Origin of the sequence: Cognatundibacterium luofuense (assembly GCF_018139685.1) — a bacterium.
GTDB classification, from domain to species: domain Bacteria; phylum Pseudomonadota; class Gammaproteobacteria; order Burkholderiales; family Burkholderiaceae_D; genus Undibacterium; species Undibacterium luofuense.
In genome coordinates this window covers 172720-193149 of the sequence record NZ_JAGSPN010000009.1, presented here as the reverse complement: position 1 = coordinate 193149, position 20430 = coordinate 172720, and the positions used below count along the sequence as shown (strand labels likewise).

Genomic DNA, 20430 nt, shown 5'->3' with positions numbered 1-20430 from the left:
CTCTTCAGTTCAATCTCTGTTGGTGTCTTTCGACTGTCTCTTGCGAGACCTCTCTCAAAATACTGACGAGATAAATTTCTTTATCTTGTTTCTTTTGCGAGCACTTCATATGTTTTAAGCTTCCCGGTAAAACCGGTTCGCGTTCATTAAGTGCCCACATTTATTGGCTGTTGGTTGTTAAAGAACTGCATTCTTTTCTGCTATCGCTGCGAAGCGTTGTGTTCGTCAGCAGCAGAGAAGCGAGATTATGAGCGCTCGCACGAAAACTGTCAACAATTAATCCGAAATTTATTTCATTTGTTCAGACACACTTCTCTGATCTCCCGCAAGAATTTTCGACTGCCGCTTAAAATCTTTCGCAGCAAATTCAATTTCTTTCAGATCAGGCAAGAGCTGTCGCCTTTTCAGCTTTACATCCTGCAAACAGGCATTTACAAAAAATTCACTGTAACACGCTGACTCGCTTTCCAGATACCACCGCTCCAATCTGAATTGCAATTTAGCAGAGGCACCGACTGCCTCGTCAGCAATTTGCAGTGAAGCCAACAAACCTGTCAGATATTTTTGCTTAAGCTGACTGGTTTCTAACTTCAATTCTGAGAAAGGCTCTGCTGCCCAAACCCCTGGGCAGAGAAAGCAAAGAATAAGAACTGAACTCCGAAAAAACATCATACATTCCTCAGGGTTAACTCAACGATGCCGCACCGCCCCTACGTTCCGCTTCCATATATTGACGGGATTGCATTTCAATAATTCGAGAAACCGTGCGGTGAAATTCATTTGAAAGCACGCCATGCATATAAAGATGATCCGGCGCAACTTCTGCAGACATAATTAACTTCACTTTATGATCGTAAAAAACATCTACCAACCACGTAAACCTTCGTGCTTCCGATGACATTGAAGCCGACATTTTCGGAACAGATGAAAGAATAACAGAATGAAATTGGCTTGCAATTTCCAAGTAATCATTCTGAGAGCGAGGCCCGCCACAAAGCGTATGAAAGTCAAACCAAATAACATCTCCCGCACGCCGCAAACAGGGAATGACTCTACCCTCAATACGCACAAAGGGTTCCTCTTCGGATGCCCCGGCAAGAGTCCGAAACGCAGCACGCAGCTTACTATCCGTTTCCGCACACAATGGCGCATGATATGACTGCACTTGCTCCAAGGCACGATGCCTATAATCATTTCCGGAATCAACGTTTAAAACATCCAGACGCTCCTTAAGCAATGCAATCGTTGGCAACATGCGGTCACGATGCAAGCCATCTGGATAGAGGCTATCCGGATCATAGTTCGATGTCATAACAAATGAAACACCGTTGTCGAACAAAGCTTTTAACAAGTTATAAAGCAGCATTGCATCAGCAACATCGGAAACATGAAACTCATCGAAACAAATTAGTCTGTACTTTTTTGCAATCCGGCGAGCAACCTCTTTTAAAGGATCTTCCACGCCCTTGAGCTCATCCAATTGCCCATGAACATCCCGCATAAATTCATGAAAATGCAGCCGGATTTTTCTGACAACCGGAACCACGGAGAAAAAACTATCCATTAAAAAAGATTTCCCGCGACCAACACCACCCCACATGTAGACCCCTTTAGGAATCTCTGGTTTCGAAATTAGGCGGGTTATCCGGTTTGCTCTCTTGTTTTTATAAAAAATCCATTCATCATAAGCTTGCTGCAATCTTGCAACTGCACGCTGCTGCGCGCTATCAAGCTTAAATCCACGCCGATCAATTGCGTCTTGATAAAACTCCTGAACATTCATTTCAAAACCGTATAAATAAAAGAAAATCCGCCACATGCCTGATCAGCAGCGGCGGACTCATTTGCACAGAGGAGCGTCAGAATCAGAAATTCAGTGAGCGTTTGTCTACGGCCAGGGCAGCCTCTTTTGTTGCCTCTGACAATGATGGATGCGCGTGACAAATACGAGCAATATCCTCAGCAGATGCGCGGAATTCCATTGCAACAACAGCTTCAGAAATCAATTCCGAAGCCATAGGACCAATAATATGTACGCCAAGAATTTCATCTGTCTTTGCGTCAGCTAAAAATTTAACCATACCAGAAGTATCACCCAAAGCACGGGCACGACCATTTGCCATAAACGGGAATGTTCCTGCTTTGTAATCAATACCATCCGCCTTCAGCTGCTGTTCAGTACGACCGACCCACGCAATTTCCGGAGATGTATAAATCACCCATGGAATCGTTCCGAAATTCACGTGACCATGTTGTCCAGCGATGCGCTCCGCTACGGCAACACCTTCCTCTTCAGCTTTATGCGCAAGCATTGGACCACGAACCACATCGCCAACCGCCCACACGTTCGGTAGATTGGTTTTGCAATCATCATCAACAACAACAAAGCCACGCTCATCCAAAGCCAAACCAACTGCCTCAGCACTCAAACCTGTGGTATTCGGCGTACGTCCAATAGATATAATCAGTTTGTCAAACTCGGCTTTGTGTTCAGTGCCTTTTGCATCAACATAATTCACTACAACGGAAGTGCCGTTATTTACAATTTCACCGATCTTAACGCCTAAGTTAATACTGAGGCCTTGCTTAGTGAAAAGCTTCATTGCCTCTTTGGCAATTTGCTCATCAACCGCTGCCAGGAAAGCTGGCATCGCCTCCAATACCTTCACCTCGGCACCTAAACGACGCCAAACGCTACCCATTTCCAAACCAATTACGCCTGCACCGATCACACCCAGTTTTTTTGGTGTTTCTGCAATATTTAAGGCACCTTCATTGGACAAAATTACTTTTTCGTCAAATGGAGTACCAGGCAAAGCACGCGCGTTAGAGCCAGTTGCAACAATCACATGTTTCGCGACTAAAGTCTCTTCACTTTTACCTGAGACCTTGATTTCATAAGAACCAGACTCAGCCTTGATGAAGGATCCGAAGCCATGAAAAAATGTGACTTTATTTTTCTTAAACAAATAAAGAATACCGTCGTTATTTTGCTTAACGATTGTGTTTTTACGACCAAGCATCTTTTTAACGTCGATGCTTAAACCCTCAACTGTAATTCCATGATCTGAGAAAGCATGGTTAGCATGCTCAAAATGTTCAGAGGATTGCAACAATGCTTTAGATGGAATGCAACCAACATTGGTACATGTCCCACCCGGTGCCGGTGCACCTTTTTCATTACTCCATGCATCAATACACGCTGTAGAAAAACCAAGCTGCGCAGCACGAATTGCAGCAATATAGCCACCTGGACCACCGCCGATAACAACTACATCAAATTGTTTGCTCATAAAAAATCCACTTAATAAGAATCTGACTCAGGAATAAATATCCAGGCAAAAAGATAAAGAAGGAATCCAGTACCAAATACGCAGACGAACGCCACAAAAATCAGTCGCCAAAGCCACGACTCTGTATTCGAATATATCGCCAGGCCTCCGCAAACACCGCCAAACCAGCGATCACGAACTGAGCGCCGCAACACATTAACGTTGTAGTTTGCAGAAAAAGAAGAAGCTTCTTTCCCCGAAGAGGACAGAAGCTTTTCTTTTGCGCGAGAAAACTCTTCATCGGACAGCTGAGCCGTCCGATGCAACTGACCAAGCTTTTCGAGTTCGTCAGCGAGACTCACGCTAATTTCAGAGATCCAGCAACAGACGCGCTGGATCTTCCAGAGCTTCTTTCATAGCCACCAGGCCAAGCACAGCCTCACGACCATCGATAATACGGTGATCATAAGACATTGCCAGATAATTCATTGGGCGAACGACGATCTGACCATTCTCAACAACTGCACGGTCTTTGGTTGCATGCACACCCAGAATTGCAGATTGAGGTGGATTAATAATTGGCGTAGATAACATGGAACCAAAAGTACCGCCATTGGAGATAGAGAAGGTACCACCACTCAGATCGTCCAGAGTTAATTTCCCCTCTTTTGCTTTAACAGCAAACTCGGCAATTTTACGTTCGATATCAGCAATAGTCATTTGATCGGCGTTACGAAGAATCGGAACAACTAAGCCGCGTGGAGAGCCTACTGCAATACCAATATCAAAATAACCATGATAAACAATATCGTTACCATCAACAGATGCATTCAAAATTGGGTATTTTTTCAAAGCAGCTACTGCAGCTTTTACAAAGAAAGCCATAAAGCCCAGTTTTACGCCGTGCTCTTTCTCGAACTTATCCTTGTATTTAGCGCGCAACTCCATAACCGGAGCCATATTAACTTCGTTAAATGTCGTCAGAATTGCATTTGTCGATTGAGATTGTACGAGACGCTCTGCGATACGTGCACGCAACCGGCTCATTGGAACGCGCTCTTCCGGACGATCACCGAGATTCGCAGAAACCGGAGCAGCAACTGGCTGCAGTGCTGGCTTAACCGCCGCGGATTGGACTGGAGCTACAGGAGCTGCTGGTTTTGCAACTGCCGCCAATGCATCACCCTTCGTAACACGACTATCTTTGCCGGTTCCGGAAATTTCGCTAGCTGATAAATTATTTTCAGCCAGAATTTTTGCCGCGGCAGGCATCGCGACACCAGCAGAAGATTTCTGCGCCTCAGCAACTGCGGGCGCTGCTACTACTTCCGTCGGTGTAGCAGCTGGCGCAGCAGCTGTACCTGCAACAGCAGTTGTATCCAGAATCGCGATGACTTCGCCTGCAACAACAGTACTACCATCACCTTTGAAAACCTGGGTAATCACACCATTATCAGGCGCAGGTAACTCCAACACAACCTTATCAGTTTCAATATCAATCAAATTTTCGTCGCGAGTAACCGCTTCGCCAACTTTCTTATGCCAGCTCAGCAAAGTCGCTTCTGCAACAGATTCAGATAACTGAGGAACTTTTACTTCGATAATAGCCATTATTTACTCTCCGTTTCGGGTAGCCAGACACCAGCACAGCTTCTGTGCCGGTGTCGCATTCTTATTTAGTTAAGACAAAGCCCTTCAGCTTTGCAAATGCCGTATCCAGCAACGCTTTTTGCTGAGCATAGTGTTTATCGTAATAGCCAACAGCCGGTGACGCGCTCGCTGGACGACCGGCGTAAGCCAGTTTCTGACCCTCTTCCAGATTTTCAAAAATGTTATGCTGAATCTGGAACCATGGACCTTGATTTTGCGGCTCATCTTGCGCCCAAACCAGTTCAGCCATGTTCGGGAACTTTTTCAATTCAGCTGCAAATGCTTTGTGTGGGAACGGATATAACTGTTCTACACGAATAATCGCAACGTCAGCAGCACCTCTCTCTTTACGAGCATTAACGAGGTCGTAATAAACTTTACCTGAGCAGGCGATTACGCGTTTTACCTTCGATGCATCAATTTTCTCGTCAACTTCACCGATGACCGTGTGGAAATGACCGTGTGTCAGATCTTTCAGCGGAGAGCCAGCGTCTTTATTGCGCAGCAAAGACTTAGGCGTCATGATCACCAGCGGCTTACGGAACTGACGAATCATCTGGCGACGCAATAAATGGAAAATCTGAGCGCCTGTCGTTGGCTGAACAACTTGCATATTGTTGTCAGCACACAGTTGCAAGAAACGCTCAAGGCGTGCAGATGAATGCTCCGGACCCTGCCCTTCATAACCGTGCGGCAGCATCATGACCAAGCCATTTGCGCGGCCCCATTTCACTTCACCAGAGCTGATGAACTGATCAATAACAACCTGGGCACCGTTGGCAAAATCGCCGAACTGCGCTTCCCAAATAGTCAATGTGTTTGGCTCCGCGGACGAGTATCCATACTCAAACGCCAAAACCGCCTCTTCGGAAAGCACAGAGTCAATGACCGTAAACGGTGCTTGCTTGTCAGATACGTTTTGCAATGGAATATAAGTACCGGAATCCCAACGTTCGCGCTTCTGATCATGCAATACAGCATGACGGTGCGTGAAAGTCCCACGACCAGCATCCTGCCCGGTAATACGAATCGCATAGCCAGCAGCAACGAGAGAAGCGAAAGCGAGGTGCTCACCCATACCCCAGTCAACATTTGCTTCACCACGTCCCATCGCTGCACGATCAGCTAAGACTTTCTCTACCAAACTGTGGACTTTAAAACCCTCAGGTACAACTGTGATGCGCTCTGCCAGACGTTTGATCTCCGTAGCCGGAATCGCAGTATCCGCAGAATCTGTCCATTTACGATTCAGGAATGGAATCCAGTCAACTGCATACTTGTTCTTAAAGTTAGAGATAACAGGATCACGGGAATGCTTACCAGCATCCATCGCATCGCGATACGCCTTAACCATCTGATCACCGCCATCCGCAGGAATTACGCCCTGGGTAGCCAGTTTGTCCGCGTACAACTTGCGCGTACCCGGATGTGTACCAATTTTCTTATACATCAGCGGCTGAGTCAGTGCCGGTGTATCTTGTTCATTGTGGCCGAGCTTACGGAAGCAAATGATATCAACAACGATATCTTTCTTAAACTCTGTACGGTAATCCAGGGCAATTTGCGTTGCCAGAACGACAGCCTCAGGATCATCTGCGTTCACGTGCAGAACCGGTGCCTCAATCATTTTTACAACATCTGAACAATATGTTGTCGAACGCGCGTCACGCGGATCGGATGTAGTAAAACCAATCTGATTATTAATTACAATGTGAACTGTGCCGCCGGTGCCGTATCCGCGGGTCTGAGCCAGATTCAGGGTTTCCATGACAACGCCCTGACCAGCAAACGCTGCATCACCATGCACCAGAATAGGCAGAACTTGTGCGCCCTCTTTGTCCCCACGGCGGTCCATACGAGCCTTAACGGAACCCTCCACAACCGGATTTACAATTTCCAAATGTGAGGGATTGAATGCCAGCGAAAGATGAACCGGGCCGCCAGGAGTAGAAACGTCTGAAGAGAAGCCCTGATGATATTTCACGTCACCAGCAGGCAAATCGTCTGCATGCTTACCTTCGAACTCAGCAAACAGGTCTTGCGGCATTTTACCCAGCGTATTAACCAGGACGTTCAAGCGACCACGGTGAGCCATGCCGATGACAATTTCTTCTACACCACGCTCGCCCGCTCGCTGAATTGCCTCGTCCATCGAGGCAATAAAACTCTCCCCGCCTTCCAGAGAGAAGCGCTTTTGACCAACATAGCGTGTATGCAAGTAACGCTCCAAGCCTTCAGCAGCTGTGAGGCGCTCGAGAATACTTTTCTTTTTCTCAGCAGTGAAATTTGGTGTGGAACGAATAGACTCGAGACGTTGTTGCATCCAGCGTTTTTCCGCTGGGTCACTGATGTACATATACTCGACGCCAACGGAGCGGCAGTATGTATCACGTAACGCGTTAAGCAAGTCGCGCAGAGAAGCATTCTCTGTACCAAAATATGTGTTACTGATATTGAACTGGGTATCCATATCAGCATCGGTGAATCCGTAGAATGCCGGATCCAACTCAGGAATTTGAGGACGCTCCTGGCGTTGCAGCGGATCCAGATTTGCCCAACGACTACCCAAAAAACGATATGCGGCGATTAACTGCTGTGCAGCGACGCGCTTGCGCCCCATTTCAGCATCAGCTGCGGCATGAACGGTACGAATCGGACCTTGTTTTGCACGTTCCGCGAACGACGCTACCACCGGAGCATGTGCTACGTCCGGGCGCCCGGAGCCGTCAACTGCAGGCACATTTTGCATAGCATCAAAATATGAGCGCCAGTTTTCCGGCACTGAGCCTGGGTTATTAAGATACGCCTCGTACAATTCTTCAACGTATGGCGCATTGCCACCGAATAAATACGAGCTAGCATTATATTGTTGCATCATCTTGCTCACCTTTCTTCGCGTTTCGCGAGATTAGCGGGTTAATCTAACCTTCCGCGACACGGCCTGACCGGTTAGCGGATTGCACATCAAGTTGTGGGGAAGGACTTTTTTCAATTTATTCTCGCACCGGGTTCAAAACACACGCAAAGAATACATACCTTTTGAATCTGAAACGAAAATCGTATAAACACATATATATGCGTGCCGAAGCATAGCACAAGTTATTCCGAAAAAAAAAGCGAGTCTTTGCGACTCGCTTTCTTTTTTAGATACCTGCCATAACAGAAAATTAACGTTGATCCATAGGTGGAACATCACGTTTTGGTGCGCCGATAAACAGCTGGCGTGGACGGCCAATTTTTTGTTCAGGGTCAGAAATCATTTCTTTCCACTGAGCAATCCAGCCAACGGTGCGTGCCAAAGCAAAAATACCAGTAAACAAAGCTGTCGGGATACCCAAAGCGCGCTGAACGATACCAGAGTAGAAGTCCACGTTCGGGTACAATTTACGAGAGACGAAGTATTCGTCCGACAATGCAATACGCTCCAATTCCATTGCCAGCTTAAACAATGGATCATCCTGCAAGCCCAGTTCATTCAGGACTTCGTAGCATGTCTCACGCATCAGTTTAGCGCGAGGGTCGTAATTTTTATAAACACGGTGACCAAAGCCCATCAGCTTCACACCAGAGTTCTTATCTTTAACCTGCTCAATAAATGCCGGAATATTATCAACAGAGCCGATAGATTCCAGCATATCCAGAGCTGCCTCATTTGCACCACCGTGGGCAGGACCCCAGAGGCATGCGATACCTGCGGCAATACATGCAAACGGATTGGCGCCGGAAGAACCCGCCAAACGAACAGTGGATGTAGAAGCATTCTGTTCATGATCAGCATGCAAAATCAAAATACGATCCAGTGCGCGTACCAGAACTTCATTCACTTTATATTCTTCACATGGAGTAGAGAACATCATGTGCATGAAGTTTGCTGTATAAGACAGATCATTGCGCGGATAAACAAAAGGCTGACCAATAGAGTACTTGTACGCCATTGCAACCAGTGTAGGCATTTTTGCAATCAAGCGGATCGCAGACACCTCGCGATGATGCGGATCATTAATATCCAGCGAATCATGGTAGAACGACGACAATGCGCCTACAGTACCGACCAGCACAGACATCGGATGCGCATCGCGACGGAAACCACGGAAGAAGAATTGCATCTGCTCATGAACCATTGTGTGACGTGTCACAGTGTTCACAAATTTAGATTTCTGGTCAGCATTTGGCAACTCGCCGTTCAACAACAGATAGCAAGTTTCCAGGAAATCTCCACCGTTCACTGCCAACTGTTCGATCGGGTAACCACGATACAGCAACTCACCTTTATCACCATCAATGTAAGTGATAGAAGAATTACAGGCTGCGGTAGACATAAAGCCTGGATCGTAAGTGAACTTACCGGTTGCACCATAAAGCTTACGAATGTCTATGACATCCGGGCCGATAGTACCTTTATAAACCGGCAATTCCAGTGCTGGTGAACCATCGGAAAACGAGAGGGTTGCTTTTGTATCAGAAGTTATCATGGCTCTTCCTTCAGAAAAGAGGTGAGTCGTTAGTTAATCAAAAAAACACAAAAAATCCAGTGGCTTGCTCAGGCAATACGCAAACGATTCAGCAATTCATGCACATGCGGGAGATCAACCTCTCCCTCCGGCTCTTTTCGCGCCATAATCAGATCCATCAACTCGTTATCTGACAAGTCCATCAGGCGACCAAAGGCATCCACTTCCCCATCCGTCAGTGTTTCCTCATGCGCATCCAGGAACCTTGTCAGAATCAGATCATTCTCCAGCAAACCACGACGCGCGCGCCAGCGCAGTCTTGCACGTTTAACCGGATCACTCTGATGAGAATTTGCAGCAGGCTCAGACATAGTCACTTTCTCTTTTGATGCTTTCTATTTCATGCTTATCTCAGCGGAAATAAGCATGAAATAGAAGCGGCTTACGCCGCCTCTATGCTTTATACGGCTCGACGAACCATCAGCTCTTTGATCTTACCGATTGCACGTGTCGGGTTCAGACCTTTCGGGCAAACATCAACACAGTTCATGATTGTGTGACAACGGAACAAACGGTATGGATCCTCGAGGTTATCCAACCGCTCACCAGTAGCCTGATCACGCGAATCTGCAATAAATCGATACGCCTGAAGCAAGCCAGCAGGGCCGACGAACTTATCCGGATTCCACCAGAAAGATGGACAAGAAGTCGAACAGCATGCGCAGAGAATGCATTCGTACAAACCATCCAGCTCTTCGCGCTCTTCAGGAGACTGCAAGCGCTCTTTTTCCGGAGGAATAGTATCGTTAATCAGATACGGCTTGATCGAGTGATACTGTTTGAAGAATTGCGTCATATCAACAATCAGATCACGAATAACCGGCAAACCTGGCAGCGGACGCAGAACGATAGGCTCGGTCAGCTCATTCAGATTTGTGGTACAAGCAAGACCGTTCTTGCCGTTGATATTCATCGCATCCGAACCGCACACGCCTTCACGACAGGAGCGACGCAGCGCGAGAGAGTCATCAACGTCCGACTTAATGCGCTGCAAAGCATCCAGCAGCATCTTGTCGGTATCCTGCAAGGTCACTGTCAGATCTTGCATGTAAGGCTTCGCATCCTTATCAGGATCGTAGCGGTAAATCTTAAATTTCAATGTACGTGCCATGGCAATTTCTCTTTAGAATGTACGAGCTTTTGGCTTGAAGGTTTCCACAGTCAACGGCTTGGTTGTCACTGGTTTGTAGTCCAGTCGATTACCTTCCGAGTACCACATTGTGTGCTTCATCCAAACTTCATCATCACGCTTCTCGTAGTCACGATGCGCATGCGCACCACGCGACTCTTTACGAGCTGCCGCAGAGACAATGGTTGCTTTCGCTGTTTCAATCAGATTATCCAGTTCCAACGCCTCAACACGCGCGGTGTTGAACACTTTGGACTTATCTTTGAAAGAAACATGCTTGCAACGCTCGTTGAGCTCCATAATTTTCTGAACGCCGGTTTGCAGCAGCTCATCAGTACGGAACACACCACAATACTGCTGCATTGCGCTGCGGATTGCATTTGCAACATCCTGAACACGCTCAGTACCTGTAGAGGTTTCCAGCTTAGCCAGGCGAGCCAGTGCACGATCGGCTGCATCAGCTGGTAATTGCTTGTGCTCTTTCTGCTTCAGACTCTGCGCAACGATGTGGTTACCAGCCGCACGGCCAAATACAACCAGATCCAGCAAAGAGTTCGTACCAAGACGATTCGCACCATGCACAGAAACACATGCGCACTCACCAATTGCATACATGCCATTGACGATTTTGCTGGAACCATTGCTGTAATCGACAACCTGACCGTTAATGTTGGTCGGGATACCACCCATCTGGTAGTGGATTGTCGGAACAACAGGGATCGGCTCTTTCGTTGCATCAACGTTTGCGAATTTACGGCCGATTTCGAGAATCGACGGCAGACGCTTACGAATCGTATCCGCGCCAATATGACGCAGATCCAGCAAAACGTGATCCTTATTAGGACCGCAACCACGACCTTCTTTGATTTCCTGATCCATAGAACGGGAAACAAAGTCACGCGGCGCCAGATCTTTCAAAGTCGGCGCATAGCGCTCCATGAAACGCTCACCCTGACTGTTAATCAAGATACCGCCTTCACCGCGAACACCTTCTGTAATCAGAACACCGGCACCGGAAACACCAGTCGGATGGAATTGCCAGAACTCCATATCCTGCAATGGCAAGCCTGCACGGGCAGCCATACCCATACCATCACCGGTGTTAATAAATGCATTTGTAGATGCAGCAAAAATACGACCCGCACCGCCTGTTGCGAATACAGTTGTTTTCGCCTGCAACATCATCACTTCGCCGGTTTCCATTTCCAGCGCAACAACGCCGAGAACATCACCATCCTGATCACGAATCAGATCAATCGCCATCCATTCAACAAAGAAATGGGTACGTGCACGAACGTTGCGCTGATACAGCGTGTGCAGCAATGCATGACCTGTACGGTCTGCAGCAGCACAGGCGCGCTGAACAGGCTTTTCACCCATATTTGCAGTATGGCCACCGAACGGACGCTGGTAGATAGTGCCGTCAGGATTACGGTCAAAAGGCATACCAAAGTGTTCGAGCTCATAAACGACTTTTGGCGCTTCGCGACACATGAATTCAATTGCGTCCTGATCACCCAGATAATCGCCACCCTTTACGGTGTCAAACATATGCCAGTACCAGTTATCTTCAGACATGTTGCCAAGCGAGGCACCGATACCACCCTGAGCCGCAACAGTATGCGAACGGGTTGGGAAAACCTTAGACAAGACAGCAACATTCAACCCAGCTTCTGCCAGTTGAAGGGATGCACGCATACCGGAGCCACCCGCTCCGACGATTACCGCGTCAAAACGACGGGTAGGAATTGTGGATTTAATTGCAGCCACGTTTAAACTCTCCACAGAATTTGTGCCGCATAGAAAGCACATGCAACCAGCCACAGAATGGTGGCAACCTGAAATACGATACGGACGAATACGTTCTTAGTTACGTAATCCATCCACACATCACGGATACCAACCCAAGCGTGGTACAACAAACTTAAGATGACAGCGAAAGTCACCGCACGGAACCACTGGCACGTGAATATCGCTTGCCAGCCTTCGTAACTGAAATTACGGCCAGTCAAAAACAAAACCAGCAGGATTACGGTATATACCGCCATTACAACGGCAGTTGCACGCTGCGCCAGCCAGTCGCGCAAACCATAATGCGCACCAACTACCAGACGTTTCGGACCAATATTTTTATTCGTCATTTCAGAACACTCCGAACAATTTCAAACCAACCAGAGCTGCCAGTGTCAGGCTGGCTGCGAGCACTGAAGCTGCAGATTTACGTGCAGTGTGCTTATCCAGACCGTAATGCAAATCCATGATCAGGTGACGAATACCTGCGCAGAAATGGTGCAAATAAGCCCATACCAGCACCAAAATAACCAGCTTAGCGAAAACACCGGAAGTCAGATTGCGGATTTTGTAAAAACCCATATCCGATGCGAGACTGGTGTCCAGCAGGTATAAAATGAATGGCAATAACACGAACATCAGCACGCCGCTGATGCGATGCAAAATGGACACTACGCCTGCCAGCGGCAGCCGGTAGCCCAGCGCATCAGTGAGCCCCATCACGCCGTGACGACGCCCATCCTTAACAACTTCAGACATAAATAATCTCCCCATTAACTAGTCTGTCATTTAAATCTTACAATTTTCGCCTATTTTGGTGCATTGCACCAAGCAAAATATCACTTCAAGCGCGAAAACCTCATAATCTTAATCCGTTTTAAGCCAAACCGCTCAGCAACCCTCCATCCATTCAGATCTGAAATACTTTTCAATCAGTTCAGCTCATTACGATAATGATGGTGACTGGTCAGATACAGGCCCCGGCGCAGCTCTACCGGCTTATCACCAAAAGTGAAAGATACCCGCTCAACGCTCAGCAGCGGCGTACCGGCATCAACCTGAAGCAAGTGAGCAACCTGCTCATCAGCACAAACCGCCCGAATCTGCTCACTGGCCCGAATCATATGTGTACCGAATTCGGTTTCAAACAAACCGTACATCGGACCTTTATATTCATTCAACCTCTCAGCCGTCAAACCCTTAAAGATTGCACCGGGCAGCCAGAGATCATCCAGGATCGTCGGAACACCGGAAAAAGATTGAACACGACGGATAAAAATCACAGAATCGCCGGACTTAATATCCAGCATACGAGCAACCTCAGCAGGTGCGCGCAGGCGCTTCACCTCGACAATCTGATTTTCCGGATAATGCGGAGCCCCTTCATCGGGCGCCAGACGCAAAAAACGAAATTGAGAACGCGCCTCATGATGAGTCGCAACAAATGTCCCCTTACCCTGACGCCGGACAACAAGATTTTCTGCTGCCAGCTCATCAATCGCCTTACGCACAGTACCCTGACTAACCTTAAAGCGTGAGGCAAGCTCGATTTCACTTGGAATTAACTCACCGGGCTTCCATTCGCCCGACTGAAGACTCTGCGTAATCAGCGCTTTGATTTGCTGATACAGCGGACTGAATGTAGGTGACGCAACAGAAACAGCAGCGCCGGCAGATCCGCCTGAAGCGGTACCGGACGCGGGGTTTTGCGTGTTAGAGGCGTTGGAATTCATAGTTCGCAATTTCATCACAAACACCCCCATAAGTCCAGTGCAACTTATAGGTGATATGTCTTATATAAGACATAAGATAGTGATTGACACAAAGGTACACAACACCTAAACTGCCGGACAACTCAGGCTGGCTTACCCTGAAACCGAATTTGCACTCCGAGCAATATAGTCTGATTACCAGCAATGTAAAGCCCGGATCTGTGATTTACCCTTTATGTTTACTGACTGATTTTATTTTCAGCAGTATGATTCAGGGTTAGGCTTACCAGTCAGACAGATTCCTGAGACTCGGTAAGCGTCTCAACGTTTTTTTATCACTTCGGAGAAGCATCATGGCGAAATCCCCAATGCGTGTAGCAGTGACTGGCGCAGCCGGTCAGATCGGTTATTCCCTCCTGTTCCGTATCGCTAACGGCGATATGCTGGGCAAAGACCAGCCGGTAATTCTGCAACTGCTGGAAATCCCTGACGAAAAAGCTCAAAAAGCGCTGAAAGGCGTAATGATGGAGATCGATGACTGCGCATTCCCGCTGCTGGCTGGCATGACTGCACACAGCGATCCGATGACTGCATTCAAAGATGCTGACGTAGCTTTGCTGGTTGGCGCACGTCCGCGCGGCCCGGGCATGGAACGTAAAGACTTGCTGGAAGCAAACGCACAGATCTTCACCGTACAAGGTAAAGCATTGGACGCAGTTGCATCCCGCAATGTTAAAGTTCTGGTTGTTGGCAATCCGGCCAACACCAATGCTTACATCGCAATGAAATCTGCACCAAGCCTGCCAGCGAAGAACTTCACTGCAATGCTGCGTCTGGATCACAATCGTGCTCTGTCTCAGATCGCTGCAAAAACCGGTAAACCAGTTTCTGCGATTGAAAAACTGTGCGTATGGGGTAACCACTCTCCTACAATGTACGCTGACTACCGCTTTGCAACAATTGACGGTCAGTCTGTCAAAGACATGATCAACGATCACGAATGGAACAAAGACACGTTCCTGCCAACCGTTGGCAAACGTGGCGCAGCTATCATCGAAGCACGTGGCCTGTCTTCTGCTGCATCCGCAGCGAACGCAGCGATTGATCACGTACGTGACTGGGTACTTGGCACAAACGGCAAATGGACAACCATGGGTATCCCTTCCGACGGTTCCTACGGCATCCCTGAAGGCACTATGTTCGGTTTCCCAGTAACAACTGAAAATGGTGAATACACCATCGTTCAGGGTCTGGAAATCGACGAATTCTCTCAGGAACGCATCAACATCACGCTGAAAGAACTGCAAGAAGAGCGTGACGGTGTGAAACACCTGGTAGGCTGATAAGGCTGAAGGCAGCGACTCATTTACTGGCTCGCTGCCTTACCCCATTGCGCGAAGACTTGATGCACCCCTCCTCCGTATTATTTCAGGATCAGCCCGTTCCGGCATTGCTGCCGGTGTGTGACCATTATGCTGGCTCTGAAAAACTCATGCGCAAGTCCATGGCCTTACAAGCCGAACTTGGACCCTGTTTTGATATTACCTTTGATTGCGAAGACGGCGCAGCAGCAGGCAATGAAGCTGCACATGCTGATCTCGTTTCTCGTTTAATACTGTCCGAAGAAAACCGTTTTCAGCGGATTGGCGTTCGCTTGCATGCCAGCACGCACCCTGCTTTTCTGCAGGATCTCGCGCTGATCGTCACTCCCTGCGAAGGCAAGCTGGCGTATCTGGTATTGCCCAAAGTCAGCAACGCAGCGGAAGTTTTACTGGCGATCGAAAACATCAGAGCTTATATCAAAACAGATTTACCGCCGGTTCATGTACTGATCGAAACCCATGAAGCACTGGCAGATGTCATGGCAATCGCCGCCATTCCCGAAGTGCAGTGTCTCTCGTTTGGCATTATGGATTTTGTTTCGTCGCATTTCGGCGCCATTCCGGCTGCTGCAATGCACAGCCCGCAACAATTCACACATCCGCTGATCGTCCGGGCGAAGACAGAACTGGCTGCGGCGTGTCATCGTTACGGCAAGATTGCCTCTCATAACGTCACCACTGACATCAGCAACCCTGACGCAGCTTATCAGGATGCCCTGCTGGCAGGTAACCAGTTTGGTTATCAGCGTATGTGGAGTATTCATCCCCAGCAGATTCGTGGCATTGTTGATGCGCTTGCACCATCTTCCCACGAAATCACCACAGCCACCGCATTGCTTTTGCAAGCGCAGTCAGCAGACTGGGGGCCGGTACGTTTTGAAGGGCGCTTACATGACCGTGCCAGTTACCGCTATTACTGGTTTGTATTACAACGTGCGAGGTTGTGCGCAAAGCCATTGCCACCCGAAGCACTTGAGTTACTCTGAAGGAGACACCCATGACTGAACTGTTGAAATCGTTTGCCGGACTGATGCTGGCTGGTAGTTTGCTGGCAGCACCAGCTGTGAATGCAGCAACGGCACCAGCGAAAAGTAAAGTCAGCAAATCACACAAAGCTGCTCCTGCTCCGGCAGCCACCGAGTCTAAAGAAAAAGATGAAGACGATATCGTTCCGGATATCACCACCCATAAAAATCTGGAATACAAGTGCGAACTGGGCAACACACTGACCCTGTACACCAACACAGAAGATCCGCATCACGTTGCAATGCGCTGGAAAAAACAACTGGTTCGCATGACCCGTGTTGATACCAGCACTGGTGCAAACCGCTTTGAGAATCGTAAAGCAGGATTTGTATGGATTGGTATTCCTGCGAAAAGCATGTTGCTGGATTCCAAGAAAGGCCAGCAATTAGCCAATGAATGTAAAACCACTGACCCTGTCGTTGCCGAAACAACGCCTGACGTCAGCGCCGCGCCAGCGGAAAACACCACACAGGTGAAATAAGTTTTAGCCCTGATCAATTGGAATATCAACGACAGGCTGCATCAGGGCGATTCACTAGTAAGCATGTTTGATCGTTGATTATCGTAAATAAGGAACAGCCATGAGCCAAAATGCGTACCAAGATGCATTCAAAACCCTGAAAGACTTTAAGATTTCAGAAACAAAAAAAGGCAAGTTCTTCTCTTTGCCTGCACTGGAAAAAAACCTGGGAGTGAAAATTTCCCGTCTGCCGGTTTCTATCCGTGTGGTTCTGGAATCTGTTCTGCGTAACTGCGACGGTAAAAAAGTTACGGAAGAACACGTTAAACAACTCGCGAACTGGGCACCAACTGCATCCCGCGTTGATGAAATCCCTTTCGTCGTTTCCCGCGTTGTTCTGCAAGACTTTACCGGTGTTCCACTGCTGGCCGATCTGGCTGCAATGCGTAACGTCGCTTCTGCTCAGGGCAAAAATCCTAAGAAAATCGAACCGCTGGTACCAGTAGATCTGGTTGTTGATCACTCCGTTCAGATCGATCATTTCCGTGAAAAGAAAGCACTGGATCTGAACATGAAACTGGAATTCTCCCGTAACAATGAACGTTATCAGTTCATGAAATGGGGTATGCAGGCATTTGACACATTCGGCGTTGTTCCACCAGGCTTCGGTATCGTTCACCAGGTAAATCTGGAATATCTGGCGCGCGGCGTTCACAAAGTCAAAGATGCAAAGAAAAACGAAGTTTACTACCCTGACACACTGGTAGGTACAGACTCCCACACCACCATGATCAATGGTATCGGTGTTGTTGGCTGGGGTGTTGGCGGTATTGAAGCAGAAGCAGGTATGCTGGGTCAGCCGGTTTACTTCCTGACGCCGGACGTTGTTGGTGTGAACCTGACCGGCGTGCTGCGTGACGGCGTTACCGCAACCGATCTGGTACTGACCATCACTGAAATGCTGCGTAAAGCCAAAGTTGTTGGCAAATTCGTTGAATTCTTCGGTGAAGGTACACGTTCCCTGTCCCTGACAGACCGTGCAACCATCGCTAACATGGCACCGGAATACGGCGCGACCATGGGCTTCTTCCCGGTTGACGAAGCAACTATCGATTACTTCAAAGGTACAGGCCGTACTAAAGCAGAAATCGACGCATTTGAAGCATACTTCAAAGCACAAAAAATGTTCGGCATCCCGAAACAAGGCGATATCGACTACACGACCGAACTGAGCCTGGATCTGAGCAACGTTGCACCGTCTCTGGCTGGTCCTAAGCGTCCGCAAGACCGTATCGAAATCGGCAATGTAAAATCCACTTTCTCCGATCTGTTCTCCAAACCGGTTGCAGAAAACGGTTTCAACAAAGCAGCTGAAGATCTGGAAAAAGAATTCACAACTTCCGAGGGTATCAAGATCAAGAGCGGTGACGTTCTGATCGCTGCGATCACTTCCTGTACCAATACCTCTAACCCTAGCGTTCTGCTGGCAGCTGGTCTGGTAGCGAAGAAAGCGGTTGAAGCCGGTCTGAAAGTTGCTCCGCATATCAAAACATCGCTGGCGCCTGGCTCCCGCGTTGTGACCAAATATCTGGAAGCGGCTGGCCTGCTGCCATATCTGGAAAAACTGGGTTTCGGCGTAACTGCATACGGTTGTACAACCTGTATCGGTAATGCCGGTGATCTGACACCTAGCCTGAACGAAGCCATCACATCGAATGACGTGGTTGCTGCTGCTGTTCTGTCCGGCAACCGTAACTTCGAAGCACGTATTCACCCGAATATCCGCGCTAACTTCCTGGCATCGCCACCACTGGTTGTTGCATACGCAATCGCCGGTAACGTGACACGTGACCTGATGACTCAGCCAGTCGGCACCGTCAAAGGTAAAGACGTGTTCCTGGGCGACATCTGGCCAAGCACGGAAGAAGTGAACAAGCTGATGAAGTTTGCAATGAACTCTAAACTGTTCAAAGACAACTACGCAGACGTTAAAGCAGCACCAGGCAAACTGTGGGAAAACATCAAAGGCGTGGCAACTGGTGAAGTGTACAACTGGCCAGATTCCACTTACATCGCAGAACCACCGTTCTTCGCGAACTTTGACATGGAACCACAAGCTGCATCCACATCCATCGTTGGTGCGCGCGCTCTGGGCCTGTTCGGTGACTCCATCACCACCGACCACATTTCTCCGGCAGGTTCGATCAAAGAATCCAGCCCTGCAGGTAAATGGCTGAAAGAAAACGGCGTTCTGAAAGCAGACTTCAACTCTTACGGTTCCCGTCGCGGTAACCACGAGATCATGATGCGCGGTACGTTTGCTAACGTCCGTATCAAAAACCTCATGATCCCTGCACGCGAAGACGGTTCCCGCGTTGAAGGCGGCGAAACCCTGTTCCAGCCTACCGGCGAACAAATGTCCATCTACGACGCAGCAATGAAATATGTCGCAGAAGGCACACCAACCATGATCTTCGGTGGTGAAGAGTACGGTACTGGCTCTTCCCGTGACTGGGCAGCAAAAGGTACGCAATTGCTGGGCGTAAAAGCGGTTGTAGCGAAATCCTTCGAACGTATCCACCGTTCCAACCTGGTTGGTATGGGCGTTCTGCCACTGCAATTCCTGAACGGCGATGGCATCGACTCTCTGGGCATCACAGGCAACGAAACATTCAGCCTGGAACTCGGTGACGACGTTAAACCACAACAGGAAGTCACTCTGGTGATTACCCGTGCAAACGGCGAACAGCAAAAAGTTCAGCTGTTGCTGCGTATTGATACTGCAATCGAAGTGGATTACTACAAACACGGCGGTATTCTGCCATTCGTTCTGCGTCAGCTGCTGTCTGCGTAATCGAAGTAGTCGTTCCGGAAAAGCCCTCCGCATTGCGGGGGGCTTTTTTATTTCCGCTCGTTATTCGCATTAACTGAAAGACTGCTCAGACTGATCTGATTGATCTGATTGATCTGGCTGATCCAGATAATCTAGTTAATCTGGTTGAACCGGCAGTCTGCCCTGAAAGCACCAAATCAGGCCATTTTGGCCCCAAATGCGGTGTTCAGCACAGCGATCTGGCGGTCGTCGGCAGAAAGTCCGGGCCTCACAAAAATCAAAATGACGATAACTGCATAATCAATCAGAACCTGGTGAGACCATCAGCTGTGAAATGCACTTCCCTGTCTCTGGTGCAAGGCAGGCGTAAGGAAGTTCCGCTACGCTGCAAAGCAACGAGGCAGGCTTGACGGCTTCGCGAATCTACAACTTAAGGAGATGACTATGTGGAAAGTTCTGGTGGCGTTTATTGTGTTTGCGGCCGCAGCGCTGTTTTTGATTTTCAAAGCCGGCGATAAAGTGGACATGCAGGGTGAGGCCGGTGCGCATAACCCTACCGAAGTTCACGCAGCACCGGCCAGTGAGCCAGCGGCTGCACCAGCACCGGTTGCCGCCCCGGCGCCAGCTTCCGCACCGGACAGCGCCAGCAAGTAAACGGTTTTCG

Annotated in this window: 18 protein-coding genes; 5 read left to right on the top strand and 13 right to left on the bottom strand. The window is 48.5% G+C overall.

Going from position 1 to position 20430, the window contains the following annotated elements; genetic code table 11:
* Positions 1 to 288: 288 nt before the first annotated feature.
* The 13 genes from KDM89_RS13275 to KDM89_RS13215 form a co-directional block, all read right to left on the bottom strand.
* Complete coding sequence (locus tag KDM89_RS13275; RefSeq protein WP_212688393.1) at positions 289 to 672, bottom strand: hypothetical protein; 384 nt, start codon at positions 670 to 672, stop codon at positions 289 to 291.
* Between the two features lie 13 nt (positions 673 to 685).
* Positions 686 to 1783 (bottom strand): cell division protein ZapE, encoded by a 1098-nt coding sequence (gene zapE / locus KDM89_RS13270; RefSeq protein WP_212688417.1) that lies wholly within the window; start codon positions 1781 to 1783, stop codon positions 686 to 688.
* A gap of 82 nt (positions 1784 to 1865) precedes the next feature.
* The gene (lpdA, locus tag KDM89_RS13265; RefSeq protein ID WP_212688392.1) at positions 1866 to 3293 is read right to left on the bottom strand and encodes a dihydrolipoyl dehydrogenase; all 1428 of its coding nucleotides are present in this window, start codon (positions 3291 to 3293) and stop codon (positions 1866 to 1868) included.
* An 11-nt stretch (positions 3294 to 3304) separates the two neighbouring features.
* Positions 3305 to 3634, bottom strand: a complete 330-nt coding sequence (locus KDM89_RS13260; protein ID WP_212688391.1) for a PspC domain-containing protein — start codon at positions 3632 to 3634, stop codon at positions 3305 to 3307.
* 7 nt (positions 3635 to 3641) lie between these two features.
* Positions 3642 to 4883, bottom strand: coding sequence for a 2-oxoglutarate dehydrogenase complex dihydrolipoyllysine-residue succinyltransferase (gene odhB, locus KDM89_RS13255; protein WP_212688390.1), 1242 nt, complete (start codon positions 4881 to 4883; stop codon positions 3642 to 3644).
* 61 nt (positions 4884 to 4944) lie between these two features.
* Positions 4945 to 7800, bottom strand: a complete 2856-nt coding sequence (locus KDM89_RS13250) for a 2-oxoglutarate dehydrogenase E1 component (protein ID WP_212688389.1) — start codon at positions 7798 to 7800, stop codon at positions 4945 to 4947.
* Positions 7801 to 8089: 289 nt separating this feature from the next.
* Complete coding sequence (gltA, locus tag KDM89_RS13245) at positions 8090 to 9394, bottom strand: citrate synthase (protein ID WP_212688388.1); 1305 nt, start codon at positions 9392 to 9394, stop codon at positions 8090 to 8092.
* A gap of 68 nt (positions 9395 to 9462) precedes the next feature.
* Positions 9463 to 9744 (bottom strand): FAD assembly factor SdhE, encoded by a 282-nt coding sequence (locus KDM89_RS13240; RefSeq protein ID WP_212688387.1) that lies wholly within the window; start codon positions 9742 to 9744, stop codon positions 9463 to 9465.
* 89 nt (positions 9745 to 9833) lie between these two features.
* Positions 9834 to 10544, bottom strand: a complete 711-nt coding sequence (locus KDM89_RS13235; RefSeq protein WP_189357941.1) for a succinate dehydrogenase iron-sulfur subunit — start codon at positions 10542 to 10544, stop codon at positions 9834 to 9836.
* Positions 10545 to 10556: 12 nt separating this feature from the next.
* A complete protein-coding gene (gene sdhA / locus KDM89_RS13230; RefSeq protein ID WP_212688386.1) occupies positions 10557 to 12332 on the bottom strand; it encodes a succinate dehydrogenase flavoprotein subunit in 1776 nt (591 codons plus the stop codon).
* Positions 12333 to 12334: 2 nt separating this feature from the next.
* Positions 12335 to 12703, bottom strand: a complete 369-nt coding sequence (sdhD, locus tag KDM89_RS13225) for a succinate dehydrogenase, hydrophobic membrane anchor protein (protein ID WP_212688385.1) — start codon at positions 12701 to 12703, stop codon at positions 12335 to 12337.
* Between the two features lies 1 nt (position 12704).
* Positions 12705 to 13112, bottom strand: a complete 408-nt coding sequence (gene sdhC / locus KDM89_RS13220) for a succinate dehydrogenase, cytochrome b556 subunit (protein ID WP_212688384.1) — start codon at positions 13110 to 13112, stop codon at positions 12705 to 12707.
* Between the two features lie 173 nt (positions 13113 to 13285).
* Positions 13286 to 14086, bottom strand: a complete 801-nt coding sequence (locus KDM89_RS13215; RefSeq protein ID WP_212688383.1) for a GntR family transcriptional regulator — start codon at positions 14084 to 14086, stop codon at positions 13286 to 13288.
* A gap of 332 nt (positions 14087 to 14418) precedes the next feature.
* On the opposite strand from KDM89_RS13215, the gene KDM89_RS13210 reads away from it, so the two are divergent.
* The 5 genes from KDM89_RS13210 (at position 14419) to KDM89_RS13190 (ending at position 20420) form a co-directional block, all read left to right on the top strand.
* A complete protein-coding gene (locus KDM89_RS13210; RefSeq protein ID WP_212688382.1) occupies positions 14419 to 15408 on the top strand; it encodes a malate dehydrogenase in 990 nt (329 codons plus the stop codon).
* 62 nt (positions 15409 to 15470) lie between these two features.
* Complete coding sequence (locus KDM89_RS13205) at positions 15471 to 16433, top strand: HpcH/HpaI aldolase/citrate lyase family protein (RefSeq protein WP_212688381.1); 963 nt, start codon at positions 15471 to 15473, stop codon at positions 16431 to 16433.
* 11 nt (positions 16434 to 16444) lie between these two features.
* Positions 16445 to 16954: a hypothetical protein gene (locus tag KDM89_RS13200; protein ID WP_212688380.1), complete on the top strand. Its 510-nt coding sequence runs from the start codon at positions 16445 to 16447 to the stop codon at positions 16952 to 16954.
* A 100-nt stretch (positions 16955 to 17054) separates the two neighbouring features.
* Positions 17055 to 19787 carry an aconitate hydratase AcnA gene (gene acnA / locus KDM89_RS13195; RefSeq protein ID WP_212688379.1) on the top strand — a complete coding sequence of 911 codons (2733 nt, stop codon included), beginning with the start codon at positions 17055 to 17057 and terminating at the stop codon, positions 19785 to 19787.
* A gap of 423 nt (positions 19788 to 20210) precedes the next feature.
* Entirely contained in the window at positions 20211 to 20420 is a 210-nt protein-coding gene (locus KDM89_RS13190; protein ID WP_212688378.1) for a hypothetical protein, read from the top strand.
* Positions 20421 to 20430: the final 10 nt, after the last annotated feature.

Bases quoted from the DNA above. Each gene is read 5' to 3' on its own strand.
- KDM89_RS13200 (WP_212688380.1), top strand. From the start codon at position 16,445: ATGACTGAACTGTTGAAATCGTTTGCCGGACTGATGCTGGCTGGTAGT.
- gltA (WP_212688388.1), bottom strand. From the start codon at position 9,394: ATGATAACTTCTGATACAAAAGCAACCCTCTCGTTTTCCGATGGTTCA.
- KDM89_RS13235 (WP_189357941.1), bottom strand. From the start codon at position 10,544: ATGGCACGTACATTGAAATTTAAGATTTACCGCTACGATCCTGATAAG.
- KDM89_RS13240 (WP_212688387.1), bottom strand. From the start codon at position 9,744: ATGTCTGAGCCTGCTGCAAATTCTCATCAGAGTGATCCGGTTAAACGT.
- odhB (WP_212688390.1), bottom strand. From the start codon at position 4,883: ATGGCTATTATCGAAGTAAAAGTTCCTCAGTTATCTGAATCTGTTGCA.
- KDM89_RS13205 (WP_212688381.1), top strand. From the start codon at position 15,471: ATGCACCCCTCCTCCGTATTATTTCAGGATCAGCCCGTTCCGGCATTG.
- KDM89_RS13210 (WP_212688382.1), top strand. From the start codon at position 14,419: ATGGCGAAATCCCCAATGCGTGTAGCAGTGACTGGCGCAGCCGGTCAG.
- zapE (WP_212688417.1), bottom strand. From the start codon at position 1,783: ATGAATGTTCAGGAGTTTTATCAAGACGCAATTGATCGGCGTGGATTT.
- KDM89_RS13275 (WP_212688393.1), bottom strand. From the start codon at position 672: ATGATGTTTTTTCGGAGTTCAGTTCTTATTCTTTGCTTTCTCTGCCCA.
- acnA (WP_212688379.1), top strand. From the start codon at position 17,055: ATGAGCCAAAATGCGTACCAAGATGCATTCAAAACCCTGAAAGACTTT.
- lpdA (WP_212688392.1), bottom strand. From the start codon at position 3,293: ATGAGCAAACAATTTGATGTAGTTGTTATCGGCGGTGGTCCAGGTGGC.
- KDM89_RS13215 (WP_212688383.1), bottom strand. From the start codon at position 14,086: ATGAATTCCAACGCCTCTAACACGCAAAACCCCGCGTCCGGTACCGCT.
- sdhC (WP_212688384.1), bottom strand. From the start codon at position 13,112: ATGTCTGAAGTTGTTAAGGATGGGCGTCGTCACGGCGTGATGGGGCTC.
- sdhD (WP_212688385.1), bottom strand. From the start codon at position 12,703: ATGACGAATAAAAATATTGGTCCGAAACGTCTGGTAGTTGGTGCGCAT.
- KDM89_RS13250 (WP_212688389.1), bottom strand. From the start codon at position 7,800: ATGATGCAACAATATAATGCTAGCTCGTATTTATTCGGTGGCAATGCG.
- KDM89_RS13190 (WP_212688378.1), top strand. From the start codon at position 20,211: ATGTGGAAAGTTCTGGTGGCGTTTATTGTGTTTGCGGCCGCAGCGCTG.